This is a genomic window from Oligoflexia bacterium, assembly GCA_034439615.1.
Taxonomy (GTDB): Bacteria; Bdellovibrionota; Bdellovibrionia; order JABDDW01; family JABDDW01; genus JAWXAT01.
The window spans coordinates 111,486-127,984 of sequence record JAWXAT010000031.1 but is presented as its reverse complement, the minus strand read 5'-3'; the positions used below and the strand labels follow the sequence as shown (position 1 = coordinate 127,984).

Here is a 16,499-nt window from a genome sequence, read left to right as displayed (position 1 = left end):
AATATTTGAATTGCGTAAACTTACTCTGAACTCATAGATTAACTCAATCTTGTCATGTACTTGTCAAGGAGTCAGCGTGGAGATTGTTATCATTGGTATTGGGCAGTTCGGATCTGCTCTTGCTCAAATTTATGAAAATCACAAAGGCACCCGTGTATTTCGAGTTCGCGAAAACGACCCTTGGCCCACCCTATCGTCGTCTTCTAAAATCCAAAAAATCGTTATCATATGTGTACCCACACAAATGTTACCCACACTCTTAGAGCAACGCGGTGCATCTCTCAAGTCTGTAAACGCCATAGTCTCAACAGCAAAGGGTTTGGTGCGCGAAGACAATTCTACAGCCACTCAGTATTTGCATAAAAACCTTGGAAAATCTCACCCGCCACTTTTTGCTTTATCCGGCCCATCCTTTGCCTCTGAACTTTTAAAGGGCCAACCAACAGCGCTAGTCTTGGCCGGAAAACAAAAATCTATAACCGACAAGCTTGCATTAAAGCTTTCAACACCTCAATTGCGACTCTATAAAAGTAATGATCCTTTGGGCGTTGAAATAAGCGGAGCCTTTAAAAATATTTACGCAATTGCGACTGGCCTGGCTTCCGGACTGGGACTTCAAAGCAATGCAAAGGCCGCATTAATTACCCGATCACTTGCAGAAATGAGCCGCATTGGCAAATCACTTGGTGGAAAACATCTGACATTTTTTGGACTCGCAGGTGTTGGCGATCTCGTTTTGACATGTTCGAGTCCACAAAGCCGTAATTTTCGTTACGGTTTGGGTTTAGCAAAAGACCTTACTTCTAAAGATCTTTTATCTGCATTAGGTACCGTTGAGGGTTTGTGGACAACAGAAGTAGCTCATAAACTTTGCCAAAAGAAAAAAATCAGAGCGCCCATATTAGAAACCATCAACGCCATCGTAAATAAACATCTTGCTCCAAAAGATGCGCTCATGGGTTTAATGAATAGAGAATTGCGCCATGAGTTCGACTGAGCTAAGCCCCATCTTATCATCTCTCAATAGAGCTTTGGACTCTCACAAATCTCAGATCAGTATGGTTGGTTGCACACAACCAACTTTTTTGGCCTGGCTTTTAGGTCAAGATCATAAGCCTCAAAAATCAAGACTTATTATTTGCCCGAACCACAAGATCGCCCTGGCCTTGGCACATGATCTTTCAGCGCTATTTCCAAATCAAAAACCCATTTTACTTGAACCCTTTGATGAATCTCCATACTCAGGGCTTTACCCAAGTAACACTTGTATACAATCGCGCACTCATTTTTTATGGCGCGCTCAAAAAGCAAAAGCAAATGAAGTTTTTATTTCAGGCATTGAAGCGCTTCTTCAAAAAACAGTACCTATCGAAATATTTTCTAAATATGAAGTCGTCCTTAAAAAAGGTGAAGAAATAGATCTTGATACGTTGTGTAGGCAACTTGGTGAATGTGGATATGAAGCCACACCACTAGTAGAAGATGGTGGAACTTTTTCAAGGCGCGGTGATATTCTTGATATATTTAGCCCTGCACATGCACATCCAATTCGTCTTGAGCTTTTTGGAGATCAAATTGAGAGTATAAGATTTTTTGATATTCAATCACAACGCTCTGAAGAAGAAGCCCCAACTGCTGTCGTAACACCCGCTCGCGAGATCATTTTGTCAAAAGACTCCATTGAGCGTGCCAAGAAAAATATCAAAATTCTCTGTGATGAACACGGTGTTAAAAAAGATATTCGTGAATCTCTCACATTGCCACTAGATCAGGGTATTTTCCCCCACGGCATTGATTACTGGGTTTCTAGTTTTTATGAAAATGCGCAAAGTCCTTTAGAGGTGTTTAAACCGACGCCTCAAGTTTTTTGGTTAGATGCGATGGAAATCACCAGATCAGCCGATGGTCTCTTTGAACAGTATCGCGATAAATTTCGCGAACAAATCAAAAGCCAAAACGCAGCTCCTGACCCAACTGATCTTTACGTTTCACTTGAGAGCTTTACAACTCTCACACAAAACATCTCAATAAAAATTAATCAAGTACATCTCGAAGATCAAACCTCTGCTGAAACAGAAGTTATTTCTTGTAAGGTATTTGATGTTTCAGAACTCTCAACCGTTGTTAGGGCCGCACGGGAATCAAAAAAAGATTTCATTCAACCCGCTGTAGATAAAATTCTTAGCTGGAAAAACGATGGTTACCACTGCTTTCTCTGGACAGGAACTCAAACCCAAGCTCAACGAATTAAATATCTTTTTGAAAGTCATGGGGCTGCTGCAGAAATCATTGAAGATCAAGAAATTCAATGGAGCACTTGGCGTAAAATGCAAAGTGCCCAACAAAATCTAATTCATATTATTTCACGCCCTCTTACAAGTAGCGCCCGCTTTGTTGATGAGAAACTAATTTTTTTACGAGAAGAAGATATTTTTGGATCACGGGTTCATCGTGAACAAAAAAAATCTAAAGGAACTCTTGATCAAAGAACAAGATCTTTAAGTTTTGGAGATCTAAATCCTGGGGATTTAATCGCCCACACACTTCATGGGGTTGGTGTTTACGAGGGGCTTAAAAAAATCGCCGTTCAAGGAGTTGAAAACGAATTCATTCAACTTAAATACAAAGATAACGACAAACTCTATCTACCCGTCTATCGCATCGCTCAAATTCAAAAATTTTCAGGCGTCGGTGGCTCCGCAATTATTGACAGGCTGGGTTCAACTTCTTGGCAAAAAGCTAAAATCAAAGTTAGAAGCTCGCTTAAAGATCTTGCTAGTGATCTCTTGGCCCTCTACTCGAGACGCGCGTCTACTCCAGGTTATTCTTTTTCACAGCCAGATGATGACTTTAGAGAATTTGAAGCGACATTTCCTTTTGATGAAACTCCTGATCAAGCAAAGGCTATCGAAGACGTACTTGATGACATGCAAAAAAACAGCCCCATGGATCGCCTCGTGTGTGGAGATGTTGGATTTGGAAAAACTGAGGTCGCCATCAGAGCGGCATATAAGGCTGTGCAAGATAAAAAACAAGTCGCTGTCCTTGTGCCAACAACTATTTTAGCTTTTCAACATTTCCAAAATTTCAAAAAAAGATTTCAAGACGTAGCAGTATCCGTAGGAATGATCAGTCGATTCTCAACACCGGCACAGGTGAAAAAAGACCTACTCAACCTTCAAGAGGGAAAGCTCGACATACTCATCGGTACCCACAGACTTTTATCAAAAGACATTTCTTTTAAAGATCTTGGGCTTCTCGTTGTTGATGAAGAACAAAAATTTGGCGTCACCCATAAAGAAAAAATCAAACGCATGCGCTCTCAAGTAGACGTACTTACTTTGAGTGCCACACCAATACCTCGCACACTCAATATGGGACTCATGGGAATAAGAGATCTTTCAATCATTAACACACCTCCAGAAGATCGCATGAGTATACGAACGTTTATTAGTCGCTTTGATGACGAAACAATTCGAAAAGCAATCACTGGAGAAGTAAAACGTGGTGGCCAGGTTTTTTTCATTCATAATCGCGTTCAATCTATTTATGGTTTTGCTGATCAAATCAGACAAATTGCTCCAGATGTAAAAATGCGCGTTGCTCACGGACAAATGCCAGATGATGAACTTGAGCGCACGATGCTTGATTTTTACAACCATGAATTTGACGTACTAATTTGCACAACCATTATTGAATCGGGTCTCGATATTCCAACCGCTAATACCATCATTATAGACCGCGCAGATACCTTTGGTCTTTCTCAACTTTATCAACTCAGAGGGCGCGTGGGGCGAAGTAAAGAACGCGCCTATGCTTACCTACTTATTCCGCCTCAAGGCGTGGTAGATAAAACCGCACTTGAAAGATTAAAAATTATTCAAGAATACACCGATCTTGGAAGTGGCTTTCACATCGCTCATCATGATTTAGAACTCAGAGGCAGTGGCAATATTTTAGGCGATGATCAATCTGGCCACATTGCAGCTGTGGGCTATGAACTTTATATGGAGCTCTTAGAACAAGCGCTTTCAGAGGCCAAGGGTGAATCTCAAGAAGAAGAAATAGAACCAGAAATTAACCTTCGAATTCCCGCGTTATTTCCTGATTCATATATTGAAGATATTCGCATTAGACTTGCGTATTACAAGGCCCTTAGCGAAATCACAGATGAAGGTGATTTAGATCGAATCGAATTAGAGCTTGTAGATCGCTTCGGTCAAATGCCTGAGCAGGTAACTAATCTTTTTGGTGTTATGCTTATACGCAAATTCTGTAAAGACCTTGGCGTAAGAGACATTTCTAGTGGACCTAAAAACCTCTCCCTTGTATTTACCAATGCCACCAAAGTGAAGCCAGAAGCGGTTATAAAGCTTGCTATAAACGATTCTAAAAAATATCAAATTACTCCCGATCAGAAGCTAATAATCCGCATGAATTCAGTAGGTTGGCCGCCTATTTTAGAAGAGTTAAAGGGGCTTAAAAAAATTCTGTTTTAACGGTATAATATTAGTATGGGTACGTTGGTGCGAAGGTTGATAAACAAATACCGCTTAGTGGTTTTAGCTTCGGTTTTTACGTCACTACTTGTAATTTCTCAAATTAGCCTCGCAGATACAACAAGAGATCCCGATAGTGATGATGCCGGAGACGAGCCTACTACAGATATTTGTTTATCGCTTTTTAAAATTCAACTTTAAGTCCGCCACCAATTTGGATTGGCGTTGAGAGATCAGGATCTCTCGAATTTGACGAGGTAAGAAAGCTTCTTGCTTCAACAAAGAGAAATGTATTCTCCAAACCGTAATCATCATAGCCATGGTAATCACTGTCTTGATCGATCCAATCTAATTGAAACATTAAGCCGGCGGCATAAAACATTCCCATTGCTGAATTTCCGCTTACTGATAAACCACCAACTTTTTCATTATAAAAAACTGTATACGCTCCAAATAAACCATAGGGAACAACATAGGGTTCATCAAAAATATTATCCAAAGCTAAAAGTAATCCACCAGTAAGGGGATACAAAACTAGAGCTGAATTATCTCTTGAGTTTTTAGCCGAAAAGTAACCACCTGTGAAATTTGTAGAAAGACTTCCAAGAAAAAAATTAAGTTTTAAGCCAAACGTAATTTCACCGAGTGGTGTTTTTTCATCTCCATAATAAGCAGAAAACGTTTGGCCCGGTTTAAAATCTGGAAGGTAATTAGCCGGTGTATAAAGCCCGGATTGTACGCCAAAATATCCACCCCAACGAGTACGTCTAAGTGGGTAGGGAGTGTCGGCTGTATATGTGCAATTACAATGTTTAGAATATTTTTTATTGTTCGTCGGGTTTTCATCAACAATAACGTCACTCTCAGGAACAGCTTCTGTTATTTTAATTTTTTCTTGAGGGGCCTCTGAAACTTCTTCATTGCTAGTTTGCTCTTCGGCGGTTTCTTGTTCTGTGATATCTTGCTCAGCAGCAATTTCTTCTTCAGATGTATTTTCTTCTACTTTTTCTTGTGCAAAAAGCATCGGAGAGAAAAATATAATGACTTGCACTAAAAATATTAAACTCAGACCTTTGCTGCTCATTATAAAAGTGTAACATCTGGACGCCGCTCCATGGAAGTTATGATGTACAATTGAGAGTGAAGTTCGACTTATGTGCCTCTGACCTTTGTCGGGAAAACTATGGCCGTTGTATCAGATAACGAAATTGATCGCGATATTGGTAAAATGAAAACCTTTGCGGCGGTTTTAAAAAAAACTCTGACAATATTTTCAAATAATTTCAAAACACTGCCACCAAAAGAGCGCGCGCAAACAATTAGACACATTCAGGCTGATCAAAAAACCCTATTGGCTTTTATTGAAAAATCAAAAACTTTTGAAATCCATAATGCTGGTACAAAGTTTGGGCTTGAAAACCTTAAACAATCACTTCAAACAATACTTACAGTTTGGAAGAAAATTGAAAAAAACCTAGAAAACTACGGCACCGCAGGGGGCACAGTGACATCAAAAAATATTGACGAAGCAGATATAGCCATTGAATCTTATGCAGCGGTACTTAAGGGGCTTGGACACCAGGCCACCAAAGAACATCTTCATGAATTTAAAGAAAAACTTTCTGCTGCATACAAAACAGCCCAAGAAAAATCTGGCGGAAAAGAGCTGAGCATAAAAATTGTTCAAGTTGATGGTAAAATCAAAGTCCGTATGGAACCAAAATAATTTTAATTACTTATACAGTTTAACTACTAATATATTTTTCTAAATATCCGGTTCCAAGTGAGTAACTTCCATATTGCCCACCAAACTCTGAGATTATACCTGTGGGTTGATCAACCCACACTTGAATTAGCCCTTCGTTGATTACTGAAAAGCTCGGCCCAACTTCGCCGCTTAATAGTTTTATTTTTAAACGAAGCTGCGTGGAAGGTTCTCGGTGGAGAGCTTTTACTAATGAGATTTTTTCTTGTGAAAAACTAAGCTCTAAAAAAACCAATGCATTTTTTGCCATTACCTGTATTACAAACTTTGATTCTATTTTAAGTTCAGAACATTGAAGCGCGCAAATAAGGCTTAACGGGTCTAGAAAGCTGTATCGCTGATTTTCATATTCAGAGCTCATTGGGGTTAACTCAAAAGAGTTTTGTTTTGTTTGTTGCCCATTTTCAAAAGCAGAAAATACTGAGTTTTTATCTTCGCAACGCCAAATCTTTTTTCTTTTCTTTTTAATATCGGCTTCTTCGTAACTCTGAGGAGCAAAAGTATTTTCTGTCCAAATTGCTTTTTGAGCGAATTGAAACAGTGAAAACCCTAAAGCTGTTGCTTTTATGTCTGATGAAAGCTCAAGTTGTCGTCCAGATTTTTGTAATGTGAATAACGCGTTTGCTTTTCCAACTTTTAGACTCAGTGAGTAGTGGATCTCTTGCTGAGTGGGAAGTTTTTGTATGTCCAAACAAAGAAGAGTAATGGTTTAGTGACCTTTTTTCTCAGCAGCCGCAGTCATGTCATCTCCACCCGTAAGTTGTGTACGAATGATGGCTCTTTGAAGTTTAAGTTGTTGTTTTTTAAAATCACCTTGCTCAAGATCCGTACTTGTAAGCGCTTTTTCTGCTTTTGATAGTGCCGCTCGCGCACGCTCAACATCAATCTCTTCTACTGTCTCCGCCGTTTCAGCTAAAACCGCAATTCTGTCTTTAGATACTTCAAGATATCCCCAACTAATTGCCACTAAGTTAAATTTATTTTCATTTGGTAACTTATAACGAAGAATTCCTGTTTCAAGAGTAGACATGAGTGGAGCGTGTCCTTCTAAAATATTAAGTTCGCCTCGATGAGCGGGCACGAACACAGACTCCACTTCGACATCTGTTAACAATTTCTTAGAGGGTGTCACCAAAGACAATTGCAGCATTAGTATCCCAACTTCTTTGCTTTTTCTTGAACATCTTCAATGGTGCCGACCAAGTAAAACGCCTGCTCCGGCAAATGATCATGTTTACCTTCAAGAATTTCAGCAAAACTTCTGATTGTGTCTTTAATATCGATGTAACGCCCCGGGATACCGGTAAATTGCTCAGCAACAAAGAACGGTTGACTTAAAAAGCGCTGAATCTTACGGGCGCGATTAACAATCAATCTTTGTTCTTCACTCAATTCATCCATACCCAAAATCGCAATAATATCTTGAAGGTCTTTGTATGTTTGAAGTGTTTTTTGAACTTCGCGAGCTACGCGGTAATGTTCTTCACCCACAACATCTGGAGTTAAAATTCTTGATGTAGAAGCCAAAGGATCAACCGCAGGGTAAATTCCTAACTCTGCAATTTGACGACTTAAGTTAGTGGTCGCATCTAAATGGGCAAATGTTGTTGCGGGTGCGGGGTCAGTGTAGTCATCCGCAGGAACGTAAACCGCTTGAACAGAAGTAATAGAACCTTTGTTTGTTGTTGTAATACGCTCTTGAAGTTCACCCATTTCAGTAGCCAATGTGGGCTGATAACCTACAGCTGATGGAATACGACCCAAAAGTGCAGAAACCTCAGAACCGGCTTGAGTAAATCGAAAGATATTATCTACGAAAAGGAGTACGTCTTGACGTTCTTCGTCGCGAAAATATTCAGCAACAGTTAATGCACTCAAAGCAACTCGAGCACGCGCTCCAGGCGGTTCGTTCATCTGACCAAATACAAGTGAGGTTTTAGCTAAAACGCCTGATTCTTTCATCTCCATCCATAAATCATTACCTTCTCTGGTTCGCTCTCCGACTCCTGCGAATACAGAGAAACCACCATGCTCAGTTGCGATGTTACGAATGAGCTCTTGAATCAAAACTGTTTTGCCCACACCCGCGCCACCAAACAGACCAATTTTACCACCGCGACTATACGGCGCTAAAAGATCAACAACTTTGATACCGGTCATAAGCATTTGAACTTCTGTGGATTGCTCTTCAAATGTGGGTGCTTCTCGATGAATAGGATTATGTTTTTTTGCATTAATGGGGCCTGCTTCATCAACAGGTTCGCCGATAACGTTTAAAATTCGACCCAATGTTTCACGACCAACAGGCATCATGATTTGATTTCCGGTATCTTTTACTTTTGTACCGCGAACCAAACCCTCAGTTGAATCCATAGAAATTGTGCGCACGGTGTTTTCGCCAAGATGTTGCGCAACTTCTAAAACGAGATTGTCAGGGCGATTATCAATGCCCGGATTAGTGAGTTTTAAAGCATTAAAGATCGCAGGCAATTGTCCGCTTTCAAACTCAACGTCCACAATGGGACCCAAAACTTGTTTTACTCGTCCCTCGACCATTTAAAAATCTCCTTAGCTGGGTAGGGGCTAACTAACCCCGCACCATTATTTCAGGGCTTCAGCGCCGCTGACAATTTCCATCAATTCTTTAGTAATAGCTGCTTGTCTTAATTTATTATAACTGAGTGTCAGTTTTTTAATCATTTGACCCGCATTGCGAGTCGCCCCATCCATAGCTGACATTCGTGAACCATGTTCGCTTGCAATACTCTCAAGCATTGCTCTGTAAATTTGAATAGCGAAATGCTTTGGTAAAAGTTGAGTTAGAATTTTTTCAGGTGATGGTTCAAAAATATAATTAGCCGCTAAAACAGCATCTTCACTCTCAATTATATCTTCAGAATTTGCGTTTATAGTCTCTTCCGCTTTTAAAGGCTGAATAGGCAGTAGTGTCTCAGCAATGACTTTTTGACTAATTGCAGATTTAAATTCATTGTAAACCACTTTTACTTCGTCGTAACCACCGGCTGTGAATTCATTCATCAAACGATCTGCAAGATCTGATGCTAAATCAAATTTAATTTGGCTCACAAGATTTGTAATTGTATCAACCGCTTGAATATCTCGCTTCCTAAAATAATCATGTCCACGACGGCCTACAAATATGAAATTAATTATTTCATATTTTGATTTATTAGCTCTGTGATAACGCTCTGTGAACTTGATAATACCACTGTTAAATGCGCCGCAAAGTCCACGATCTGAGGTTAAAACAACTAGTAAAAGTTTTTTCGGATTTTCAACTTGCGCCATTAATGGGTGTCCAAAACTTCCACTCGATGCAAGTCGCGAAATAACTGAGTGCAACTTATATGCATAAGGACGAGCATTCACGATCGCATTTTGCGCTCGTCGAAGCTTTGCAGCAGAAACCATTTTCATGGCCTTTGTAATTTGCTGCGTGTTTTTTGTGCTCGATATCTTTTTACGGATATCCTTCATGTTTGGCACGGATTAGTCCTTACGCTTTTTTGGTTGTATCAAAAATTACTTTAAATTCTTTCAATGCTTCATTGAGTGCTTTTTTAAGATCGTCAGACAAAACTTTCTTAGCTGCGATCTCGCCATAAAACTGAGAATATTTTCTCTCGATAAATTCAAAAAGTTCGGTCTCATAACGAAGCAACAATTTTGTTGGCACTTCATCTACATAGCCCTGTGTACCTGCATAAATGATGATGATTTGTTTTTCTACTGGCATTGGCTCGTATTGACCCTGCTTAAGTAATTCAACTAATCGCTCACCACGGGCTAATTGATTTTGTGTCGCTTTATCTAAATCTGATCCGAACTGTGAAAACGCGGCTAACTCTCTATACTGCGCAAGATCCAATCGAAGTGTGCCTGAAATAGATCGCATTGCTTTAATCTGAGCACTACCACCTACGCGAGAAACAGAAAGCCCTACGTTAATAGCGGGTCTAATACCTGAGTTAAATAAATCTGTTTCTAAGAAGATTTGTCCGTCAGTGATAGAAATAACGTTTGTCGGAATATACGCAGACAAATCACCGGCTTGAGTTTCAATAATTGGAAGTGCCGTTAAACTTCCACCGCCCAATTTATCGCTCAATTTTGCAGCACGCTCTAAAAGTCGGCTGTGCAAATAAAATACGTCTCCTGGATACGCTTCGCGACCTGGTGGGCGACGAAGGAGCAGTGACAATTGACGATAAGCCTGAGCTTGTTTTGTTAAATCATCATATACAATTAATGCATGCTTTGAGTTATCGCGAAAATACTCACCCATTGTAACGCCTGTATAGGGCGCAATAAATTGAAGTGGAGCTGGGTCAGCAGCTGTTGCTGAAACAACAATTGTATATTCCATGGCGCCATGTTTTTTAAGTTTTTCTACAACTTGCGCTACTGTGGATTTCTTTTGTCCGATAGCCACATAAATACAAACAACGTTTTGCCCGCGCTGATTAATAATTGTGTCAATAGCAACGGCTGTTTTTCCTGTTTGTCGATCACCGATGATTAATTCGCGTTGTCCACGACCAATTGGTACCATCGCATCAATAGCTTTAATTCCAGTTTGAAGGGGTTCTTTTACAGATTGTCGACCAACGATTCCTGGCGCTTTGATTTCTACTTTACGAGATGTGGTTCCTTTAATGGGCCCGCACCATCAATAGGAATACCAAGGGGATTTACAACACGCCCTAACATTCCATCGCCAACTGGTACTTCAAAAATTTTCTTTGTACGTTTTACGGTGTCGCCTTCTTTTACGTGACGATCTTCGCCGAAGAGCGCGATACCGACGTTATCTTTTTCAAGATTCAAAACGATACCGTATACATCATGGGGAAACTCAACAAGTTCACCAGCCATTGCGTTATCTAATCCATAAACACGAGCAACTCCGTCACCTACTGTTAATACAGTTCCGGTTTCTGAAACCTCGATTTTTTTATGGTAGTGCTGAATTTGTTCTTTAAGAACGCGACTGATTTCTTCGGCACGAATTTCCATTTAGTTGGCTCTCCTATTTTTTAAAGCATCTTTCATAAGACGCAATTGCGTCTCAAGACTGTCATCAAATCTAAAGCTACCCACTTGAGCGACAAGGCCGCCAAGGAGTTTTTTATTTTCGTCGTATTCCAAAACTGCTTTTTTACCCGTATAGCGTGAAATTGTTGCTTCGAGTTTTTGTCTTTCCTCAGGAAATAATGTAGTTGCACTCTCTACGCTGCCTCGAGAAATTCCACTTGAGGCATCAACCGCAGCCTCTAAAGATGCAACTATTCCTGGCAATAAAGAAAATCGTCTTTTGTCTGCGAGTAGTAATAAAAATCCACGAACAGCTTCTGAGAAATTTTTCTTTTCAAAAAGTGCGTCTAAAACTTTTTTCTGATTTTCTGATCGCACCGAAGGCCCCGTAAAAAAAGAGTGCACTTCTGTGTCTTTTTCCAAACTTAAGTTAAATTCGCGAACTTCATTAAGTATTAACTCTACTTGTTTGGTTTCAGCGGCAAGCTTATAGAGCGCGCGAGCATATCGCTGTGATGCTTCTTGTGATTTCATTGCACAGCCTCAATTTTCTCTACGAATTCTTTTTGAAGTCGTCGTTGATCGTTATCAACGACCGTGTTGGTAAGCAGTGTGCGAGCACCATCTAAGGCCTGTTGAAGTACGTCGTCATAAAGTTCTGCTTTTGCTCTATCAAGTTCATTTTGTGCAGTTCTTTTTGCTTCACGCTCGATATTTTCTACAAGTTTTTTCGCTTCATCTAATAATCTTTGTTTTGCTTCTTTACCCTCAAGCTTCATCTGCTCTAGCATTTGCCCGGCTTCACGCTCAAGATTTTGAATTTTAACAGAATACTCTTCATGCATTTTCGCCGCTTCAGTTCTCATGCGCTGGGCTTCTGTGATCGCCGCAGTCAACGTTTTATGACGAGCAGAAAAATAACCACTGACTTTATTTTTTACGACGAAATATAAAATGATTAGAAGACCAAAAAAATTAAGCGCTTGGTAATAAACAATCTTTGGTACGCCGTGATTTGCACCACTTGCATGGCTACCACTTTCAGCAAATGCTGCAAGGCTAACAACAATCATCGCTGTGAGAAGTGTTAGTAAAAAAATACGGTCTTTGTTTTTATTTTTTATCACTTGATGTCCCGACCCAATACTTGACTAGCTATGGTGCTGCTTAATTGTGGAACCTGCGCTCTCAAACCTTCACGCGCTGTGACCATGTCTGTGCTGATTTTTTTTCTAGCCTGCTCAATTAATAAATTTGCACGTTCACGCGCTTGCAGAAGAAGTTTTTCTTCTTCTGCATGACCCTCGCTCTTTAGAACATTATATATATCAGCCGCACTTTCATTATGACGTTTCATGCGACCTTGATAATCCATCGCCAAACCTTCTGTTGAAGCTGTAAGTTTTGTGGCTTCCTCAACAGTGCCGCTCGTATTCTTTTTTCTGTATTCTAGATTGCGCCGATAAGGCTTAAATAAAAAATTGGAAAGCATTAGATAGGCGACAATAAAAAATGCCAGCTGTATCCATAGAGTTTGGTTAACGCCAAGTTGTGCGAGTATTTCCATCCGTCGTTTTCGTTAAAGGGTTATTAAGCGTGTGTGCTTTTGGCTGCGGTTTTACATAGGAAGGGCGGGTGCGGTCAACTAAATTTCTTATAAACTTCCAAGAGCTTAGATGTGATTAATTATCTCGAGGCATACTGGTTGAACCTTCAAAAACAACTCCTTCATCAATTCTGAGACGGGGCGTTGTAACTGTCCCCCTAATTACTGCAGGAGGATGCGCAACAACACGTTCACGAGCAAAGATATTTCCGTTTACGACGCCAGAAACGATCACCACCGCTGCGTCAATTTGCGCTGTTACTTCAGCGCCCTCACTGATCACAAGCACGTCATTTGTAAATATTTCGCCTTTAAATTTTCCACCAATACGAACGGTACCCTCAAAAGTAAGCTTTCCTTCAAATTCCGCACCTTTATCTAAAACAGCATTAATGGTTCCAGTTTCTGGTTCGGGCGGTTGAGGTGGTTTTACAATATGAAAGTGGGCCAATTTAATTCCTATCTTTTGATGCGTTCAATAATGCGAGTCAGATCTTCATCGCTGTAGAATTTCACTGATATCGTACCCTGGCCTTTATTGTAGGCGATTTCAACTTTTGTTCCTAGGGTCTTTGCGAGGTCATCTTGAAGACCTTTGACTAGCTTGGCCGCAACATTTACCTCTAACCCTTGTGCATTGGCCGAGCGTTTTGTGGCGGTTTGGACAAGCTTCTCAGCGGCTCTTACAGTTAGTTTTTCACTTGTTATTTTTTTCGCTAACTCTCTTTGTTTAATCGGATCCGTTAAAGCTAAAAGTGCTTTTGCATGGCCGGCTGAAATTTCACCTTGCGCGAGCATTTGCTTTACCTCTGGAGAAAGACCAAGAAGACGCAGCGTATTTGCAACAGTTGCACGATCTTTTCCGACTTTTTGTGCAACTTCTTGCTGACTAAGACCAAATTCATCGCAAAGTTGCTGAAAAGCTTCGCCTTCTTCAATGGGATTTAAATCATGGCGCTGAAGATTTTCTATAAGTGCCAGTTCTAAGCTTTCTTGATTTTGTACTTCCTTTAAAATAACAGGAACTTTTTGTAATCCAGCTAATTGTGCCGCTCTCCAGCGTCTTTCGCCTGCGATAATTTCAAATTGATCTTGTCCGATTTTACGAGCAACGATTGGCTGTAAAATTCCTTTTTCTTTAATAGATGCTGCGAGTTCTTGAATTTTTTCAGAAACAAACTGCTTACGTGGTTGATAAACATTGGCAGCCAGTTTCTCAATATCGATTTGCCATACTCGTTGATTATCAGGAATATTATCTGCAAACTCCGCAGTTAATGCTTGTTTAATAGGCGCTGAAAGTGGCGCCACAAGCGGCGTTCCCGGAGGTGTGCTTCGAAATTCATCAACAACGTCATCTCCAAAAAGACTACTTAATCCACGGCCCAATGAGCGCTTTTGAGGTTCTTTTGATTCAGCCATTGAGTTGTACTCCTTGAATGCGACGGACAAGTTCATCCGCTAGTTCTGAATAACGACGAGCACCGATTGATTTTTCGTCATAATCTAAAATTGGTTTTCCGTGACTAGGGGCTTCGCTTAAACGTACGTTACGAGGAATGATTGATTTAAAAACTTTATCGCCAAAATGAGTTTGAATTTCGCTCACAACTTGGTGACTTAAATTATTACGAGCATCAAACATTGTGAGTACAATGCCCTCAATTCGTAAGTCAGGATTTAATTTCTTCTTAATGAGGCCCGCTGTATTGAGTAATTGGCTCAAACCTTCAAGCGCGTAGTATTCACACTGAAGTGGAACCAAAAATGTATTTGCGGCAGTTAATGCATTTACAGTGAGTAGTCCTAATGAGGGCGGACAATCTATAATTACAAATTGATAGGCGTTTGCCACTTCAACTAAGGCGTTTTTTAATCTGTATTCGCGACTCTCCGCGTCAACAAGTTCAATCTCTGCTCCAATTAGATCACTATTTGCGACTACTAGATCGAGGTTAGCCACCGAAGTGGCTGTTTTGGCTTGGTTGATACTCATTTGGCCAATGAGTACATGATAAATGTTCTTATCATTGAATTCATGGCGTTTTATGCCTAACCCACTGGAGGCATTTCCTTGTGGATCTAAATCTATGAGTAGTACTGACTTACCAGATTTGGCTAGTGACGCTGCAAGGTTAACCGAAGTGGTTGTTTTGCCTACGCCACCTTTTTGATTGGCTATGCAAATTGTTCTACTCATTCACCCTCCTGTGGCTTTTTTGGCGTTTAATCTGAATCCATTATTACAGGGTAGAAATTAAATGCAACTTTTCTAATGATAAATATCCAAATTCTCATCATTTCGTTACCGATTGGAGTCGGTTGGAGTCTGAATACCTCAATTTGTTCCACGTGGAACATTCCTTGGTCCTATAAAGTTTTAAAATTGAAATACCGATTAATTAAATGGAATGAACCGTTCATTATTAATGGCTCTAGCCATTTTAATTTTATGTACAGGTTGTAATAGACCGCTTTCGCACCCTGAGAGCGTAGATCCTATTTATATAGATCTCAAAAAAGATAAAGATGCTTTACTGCAGAAAATTAGATCCGAACAAAAAGAATTAGCTAAAACTAAGCAAGAATACGAGACTGCGCCAATTCGTTCTAAGCAGAAGCAAGATGCGCATAGTGATTATTATCGATTCCTCAATAAATTAGATAAAATGGAAGAGAATTACCGCTATTTAGCCATAAAAACGAATTCGCGCTTAAAAGAGGTTCGAAAAATCTATCCTAAAGTCTTTGAAGAGAAAAAACCGTGGCCCGATACTGATGAATACAGCCTATATTTAGTAGAAAAACGCTTAAAAAATGCTCCTCGGGAGTGGGATCCACAAAATCGAATCAAAAAAAGACTACCAACATCTGCTTCACATTAATTCGAATTATTTAATTTTTTTAGTTAATACAATGGTTTTGACGTCAGGAGCTTGATACTTAGGAGTCTCATCTCCTGTGGGTAGGTTATAGTGCCCTAAAACTGAAATGTTCCACGTGGAAATCACTTTTGGTTGAATTAAGATCTCTTTTTCCCACTCTAAACCCTTAAAATGAAAGAAAAGACAGTTTAAACTAAATGGCTCTGTACCAAATCCTAAGTTTCGCTCAACTGATCCAAGTCCACGCTCCATCGCACAAGAGATCGAGCCTTTTTCAATATCTTCTACTCTTGATTTACGCGCAGTCAGATTGTCTAGTTCAAGTCTTTTAGCTGTGTTTTTAATAAACTCGGTTTTTTTCTCATCTGTATCAATGCATAGTACGCGAAGATCGGGTCGCAAGATTGCCATTATAACTCCGGGGAATCCACCACCTGAACCAAGATCCCAAATTTCCTTTTCTTTTAGTATCTGGGGCAAAATTAGGCGACATCCTAGTATTGAGTCTGCAAAATGAAGTCGATCTGCAAATTCAGAGGTGTTTGCAGAGATGAGAGATATAATTTGATGAACTCGAATTAGTTCTAACTGAAAAATACGTAATCGCTCACAAGCCCTTTCATCAAGGTCTGGAAACCAAGTTCTAATTCTCCATTGTGCTGCGTTTGCCATAATGACCTCATTTAGAT

At 40.0% G+C, this 16,499-nt stretch carries 17 protein-coding genes and 1 pseudogene; 5 read left to right on the top strand and 13 right to left on the bottom strand.

Annotated features, from left to right (window positions below; genetic code table 11):
* Positions 1–76: 76 nt before the first annotated feature.
* From SGI74_07370 to SGI74_07360, 3 genes are read left to right on the top strand one after another with little or no spacing between them, the layout of a single operon-like run.
* Entirely contained in the window at positions 77–997 is a 921-nt protein-coding gene (locus tag SGI74_07370) for an NAD(P)H-dependent glycerol-3-phosphate dehydrogenase (GenBank protein MDZ4677317.1), read from the top strand.
* Positions 984–4,499: a transcription-repair coupling factor gene (gene mfd / locus SGI74_07365; protein MDZ4677316.1), complete on the top strand. Its 3,516-nt coding sequence runs from the start codon at positions 984–986 to the stop codon at positions 4,497–4,499. The genes SGI74_07370 and mfd overlap by 14 nt, the downstream gene beginning before the upstream one ends.
* A 15-nt stretch (positions 4,500–4,514) precedes the next feature.
* On the top strand, positions 4,515–4,700 hold the full coding sequence (locus SGI74_07360) for a hypothetical protein (protein ID MDZ4677315.1): 186 nt from the start codon (positions 4,515–4,517) through the stop codon (positions 4,698–4,700).
* On the opposite strand, the gene SGI74_07355 is transcribed toward SGI74_07360, so the two are convergent.
* On the bottom strand, positions 4,684–5,583 hold the full coding sequence (locus SGI74_07355) for a hypothetical protein (protein MDZ4677314.1): 900 nt from the start codon (positions 5,581–5,583) through the stop codon (positions 4,684–4,686). The two genes, SGI74_07360 and SGI74_07355, sit on opposite strands and share 17 nt — an antisense overlap.
* Before the next feature lie 99 nt (positions 5,584–5,682).
* On the opposite strand from SGI74_07355, the gene SGI74_07350 reads away from it, so the two are divergent.
* Positions 5,683–6,225: a hypothetical protein gene (locus tag SGI74_07350; protein ID MDZ4677313.1), complete on the top strand. Its 543-nt coding sequence runs from the start codon at positions 5,683–5,685 to the stop codon at positions 6,223–6,225.
* A 19-nt stretch (positions 6,226–6,244) separates the two neighbouring features.
* Here the strand turns inward: SGI74_07350 and SGI74_07345 are convergent, their stop codons facing one another.
* The 11 genes and pseudogenes from SGI74_07345 to SGI74_07295 all read right to left on the bottom strand — a co-directional run bounded on the left by SGI74_07345 (position 6,245) and on the right by SGI74_07295 (position 15,125).
* Complete coding sequence (locus SGI74_07345; GenBank protein ID MDZ4677312.1) at positions 6,245–6,955, bottom strand: hypothetical protein; 711 nt, start codon at positions 6,953–6,955, stop codon at positions 6,245–6,247.
* Between the two features lie 18 nt (positions 6,956–6,973).
* Complete coding sequence (locus SGI74_07340) at positions 6,974–7,414, bottom strand: F0F1 ATP synthase subunit epsilon (protein ID MDZ4677311.1); 441 nt, start codon at positions 7,412–7,414, stop codon at positions 6,974–6,976.
* Positions 7,414–8,820 (bottom strand): F0F1 ATP synthase subunit beta, encoded by a 1,407-nt coding sequence (atpD, locus tag SGI74_07335; protein ID MDZ4677310.1) that lies wholly within the window; start codon positions 8,818–8,820, stop codon positions 7,414–7,416. The genes SGI74_07340 and atpD overlap by 1 nt, the downstream gene beginning before the upstream one ends.
* Before the next feature lie 45 nt (positions 8,821–8,865).
* On the bottom strand, positions 8,866–9,771 hold the full coding sequence (gene atpG / locus SGI74_07330) for an ATP synthase F1 subunit gamma (GenBank protein MDZ4677309.1): 906 nt from the start codon (positions 9,769–9,771) through the stop codon (positions 8,866–8,868).
* Between the two features lie 10 nt (positions 9,772–9,781).
* A pseudogene (atpA, locus tag SGI74_07325) lies at positions 9,782–11,301 on the bottom strand (F0F1 ATP synthase subunit alpha).
* The gene (atpH, locus tag SGI74_07320; GenBank protein MDZ4677308.1) at positions 11,302–11,853 is read right to left on the bottom strand and encodes an ATP synthase F1 subunit delta; all 552 of its coding nucleotides are present in this window, start codon (positions 11,851–11,853) and stop codon (positions 11,302–11,304) included.
* Positions 11,850–12,446, bottom strand: a complete 597-nt coding sequence (locus SGI74_07315; GenBank protein ID MDZ4677307.1) for an ATP synthase F0 subunit B — start codon at positions 12,444–12,446, stop codon at positions 11,850–11,852. The genes atpH and SGI74_07315 overlap by 4 nt, the downstream gene beginning before the upstream one ends.
* A complete protein-coding gene (locus SGI74_07310; protein MDZ4677306.1) occupies positions 12,443–12,886 on the bottom strand; it encodes an ATP synthase F0 subunit B in 444 nt (147 codons plus the stop codon). The genes SGI74_07315 and SGI74_07310 overlap by 4 nt, the downstream gene beginning before the upstream one ends.
* A gap of 115 nt (positions 12,887–13,001) precedes the next feature.
* A complete protein-coding gene (locus tag SGI74_07305; GenBank protein ID MDZ4677305.1) occupies positions 13,002–13,376 on the bottom strand; it encodes a polymer-forming cytoskeletal protein in 375 nt (124 codons plus the stop codon).
* 8 nt (positions 13,377–13,384) lie between these two features.
* Positions 13,385–14,347, bottom strand: a complete 963-nt coding sequence (locus tag SGI74_07300) for a ParB/RepB/Spo0J family partition protein (GenBank protein ID MDZ4677304.1) — start codon at positions 14,345–14,347, stop codon at positions 13,385–13,387.
* Positions 14,340–15,125 (bottom strand): AAA family ATPase, encoded by a 786-nt coding sequence (locus SGI74_07295; protein MDZ4677303.1) that lies wholly within the window; start codon positions 15,123–15,125, stop codon positions 14,340–14,342. Before SGI74_07295 ends, SGI74_07300 begins: the two co-directional genes overlap by 8 nt.
* Positions 15,126–15,336: 211 nt before the next feature.
* Between SGI74_07295 and SGI74_07290 the strand changes: the two genes are divergently transcribed.
* Positions 15,337–15,810 (top strand): hypothetical protein, encoded by a 474-nt coding sequence (locus SGI74_07290; GenBank protein ID MDZ4677302.1) that lies wholly within the window; start codon positions 15,337–15,339, stop codon positions 15,808–15,810.
* A 6-nt stretch (positions 15,811–15,816) separates the two neighbouring features.
* On the opposite strand, the gene SGI74_07285 is transcribed toward SGI74_07290, so the two are convergent.
* Positions 15,817–16,482 carry an RsmG family class I SAM-dependent methyltransferase gene (locus SGI74_07285; GenBank protein MDZ4677301.1) on the bottom strand — a complete coding sequence of 222 codons (666 nt, stop codon included), beginning with the start codon at positions 16,480–16,482 and terminating at the stop codon, positions 15,817–15,819.
* Positions 16,483–16,499: the final 17 nt, after the last annotated feature.

Bases quoted from the DNA above. Each gene is read 5' to 3' on its own strand.
- mfd (MDZ4677316.1), top strand. From the start codon at position 984: ATGAGTTCGACTGAGCTAAGCCCCATCTTATCATCTCTCAATAGAGCT.
- SGI74_07360 (MDZ4677315.1), top strand. From the start codon at position 4,515: ATGGGTACGTTGGTGCGAAGGTTGATAAACAAATACCGCTTAGTGGTT.
- SGI74_07355 (MDZ4677314.1), bottom strand. From the start codon at position 5,583: ATGAGCAGCAAAGGTCTGAGTTTAATATTTTTAGTGCAAGTCATTATA.
- SGI74_07350 (MDZ4677313.1), top strand. From the start codon at position 5,683: ATGGCCGTTGTATCAGATAACGAAATTGATCGCGATATTGGTAAAATG.
- SGI74_07340 (MDZ4677311.1), bottom strand. From the start codon at position 7,414: ATGCTGCAATTGTCTTTGGTGACACCCTCTAAGAAATTGTTAACAGAT.
- atpD (MDZ4677310.1), bottom strand. From the start codon at position 8,820: ATGGTCGAGGGACGAGTAAAACAAGTTTTGGGTCCCATTGTGGACGTT.
- atpH (MDZ4677308.1), bottom strand. From the start codon at position 11,853: ATGAAATCACAAGAAGCATCACAGCGATATGCTCGCGCGCTCTATAAG.
- SGI74_07310 (MDZ4677306.1), bottom strand. From the start codon at position 12,886: ATGGAAATACTCGCACAACTTGGCGTTAACCAAACTCTATGGATACAG.
- SGI74_07300 (MDZ4677304.1), bottom strand. From the start codon at position 14,347: ATGGCTGAATCAAAAGAACCTCAAAAGCGCTCATTGGGCCGTGGATTA.
- SGI74_07295 (MDZ4677303.1), bottom strand. From the start codon at position 15,125: ATGAGTAGAACAATTTGCATAGCCAATCAAAAAGGTGGCGTAGGCAAA.
- SGI74_07290 (MDZ4677302.1), top strand. From the start codon at position 15,337: ATGAACCGTTCATTATTAATGGCTCTAGCCATTTTAATTTTATGTACA.
- SGI74_07285 (MDZ4677301.1), bottom strand. From the start codon at position 16,482: ATGGCAAACGCAGCACAATGGAGAATTAGAACTTGGTTTCCAGACCTT.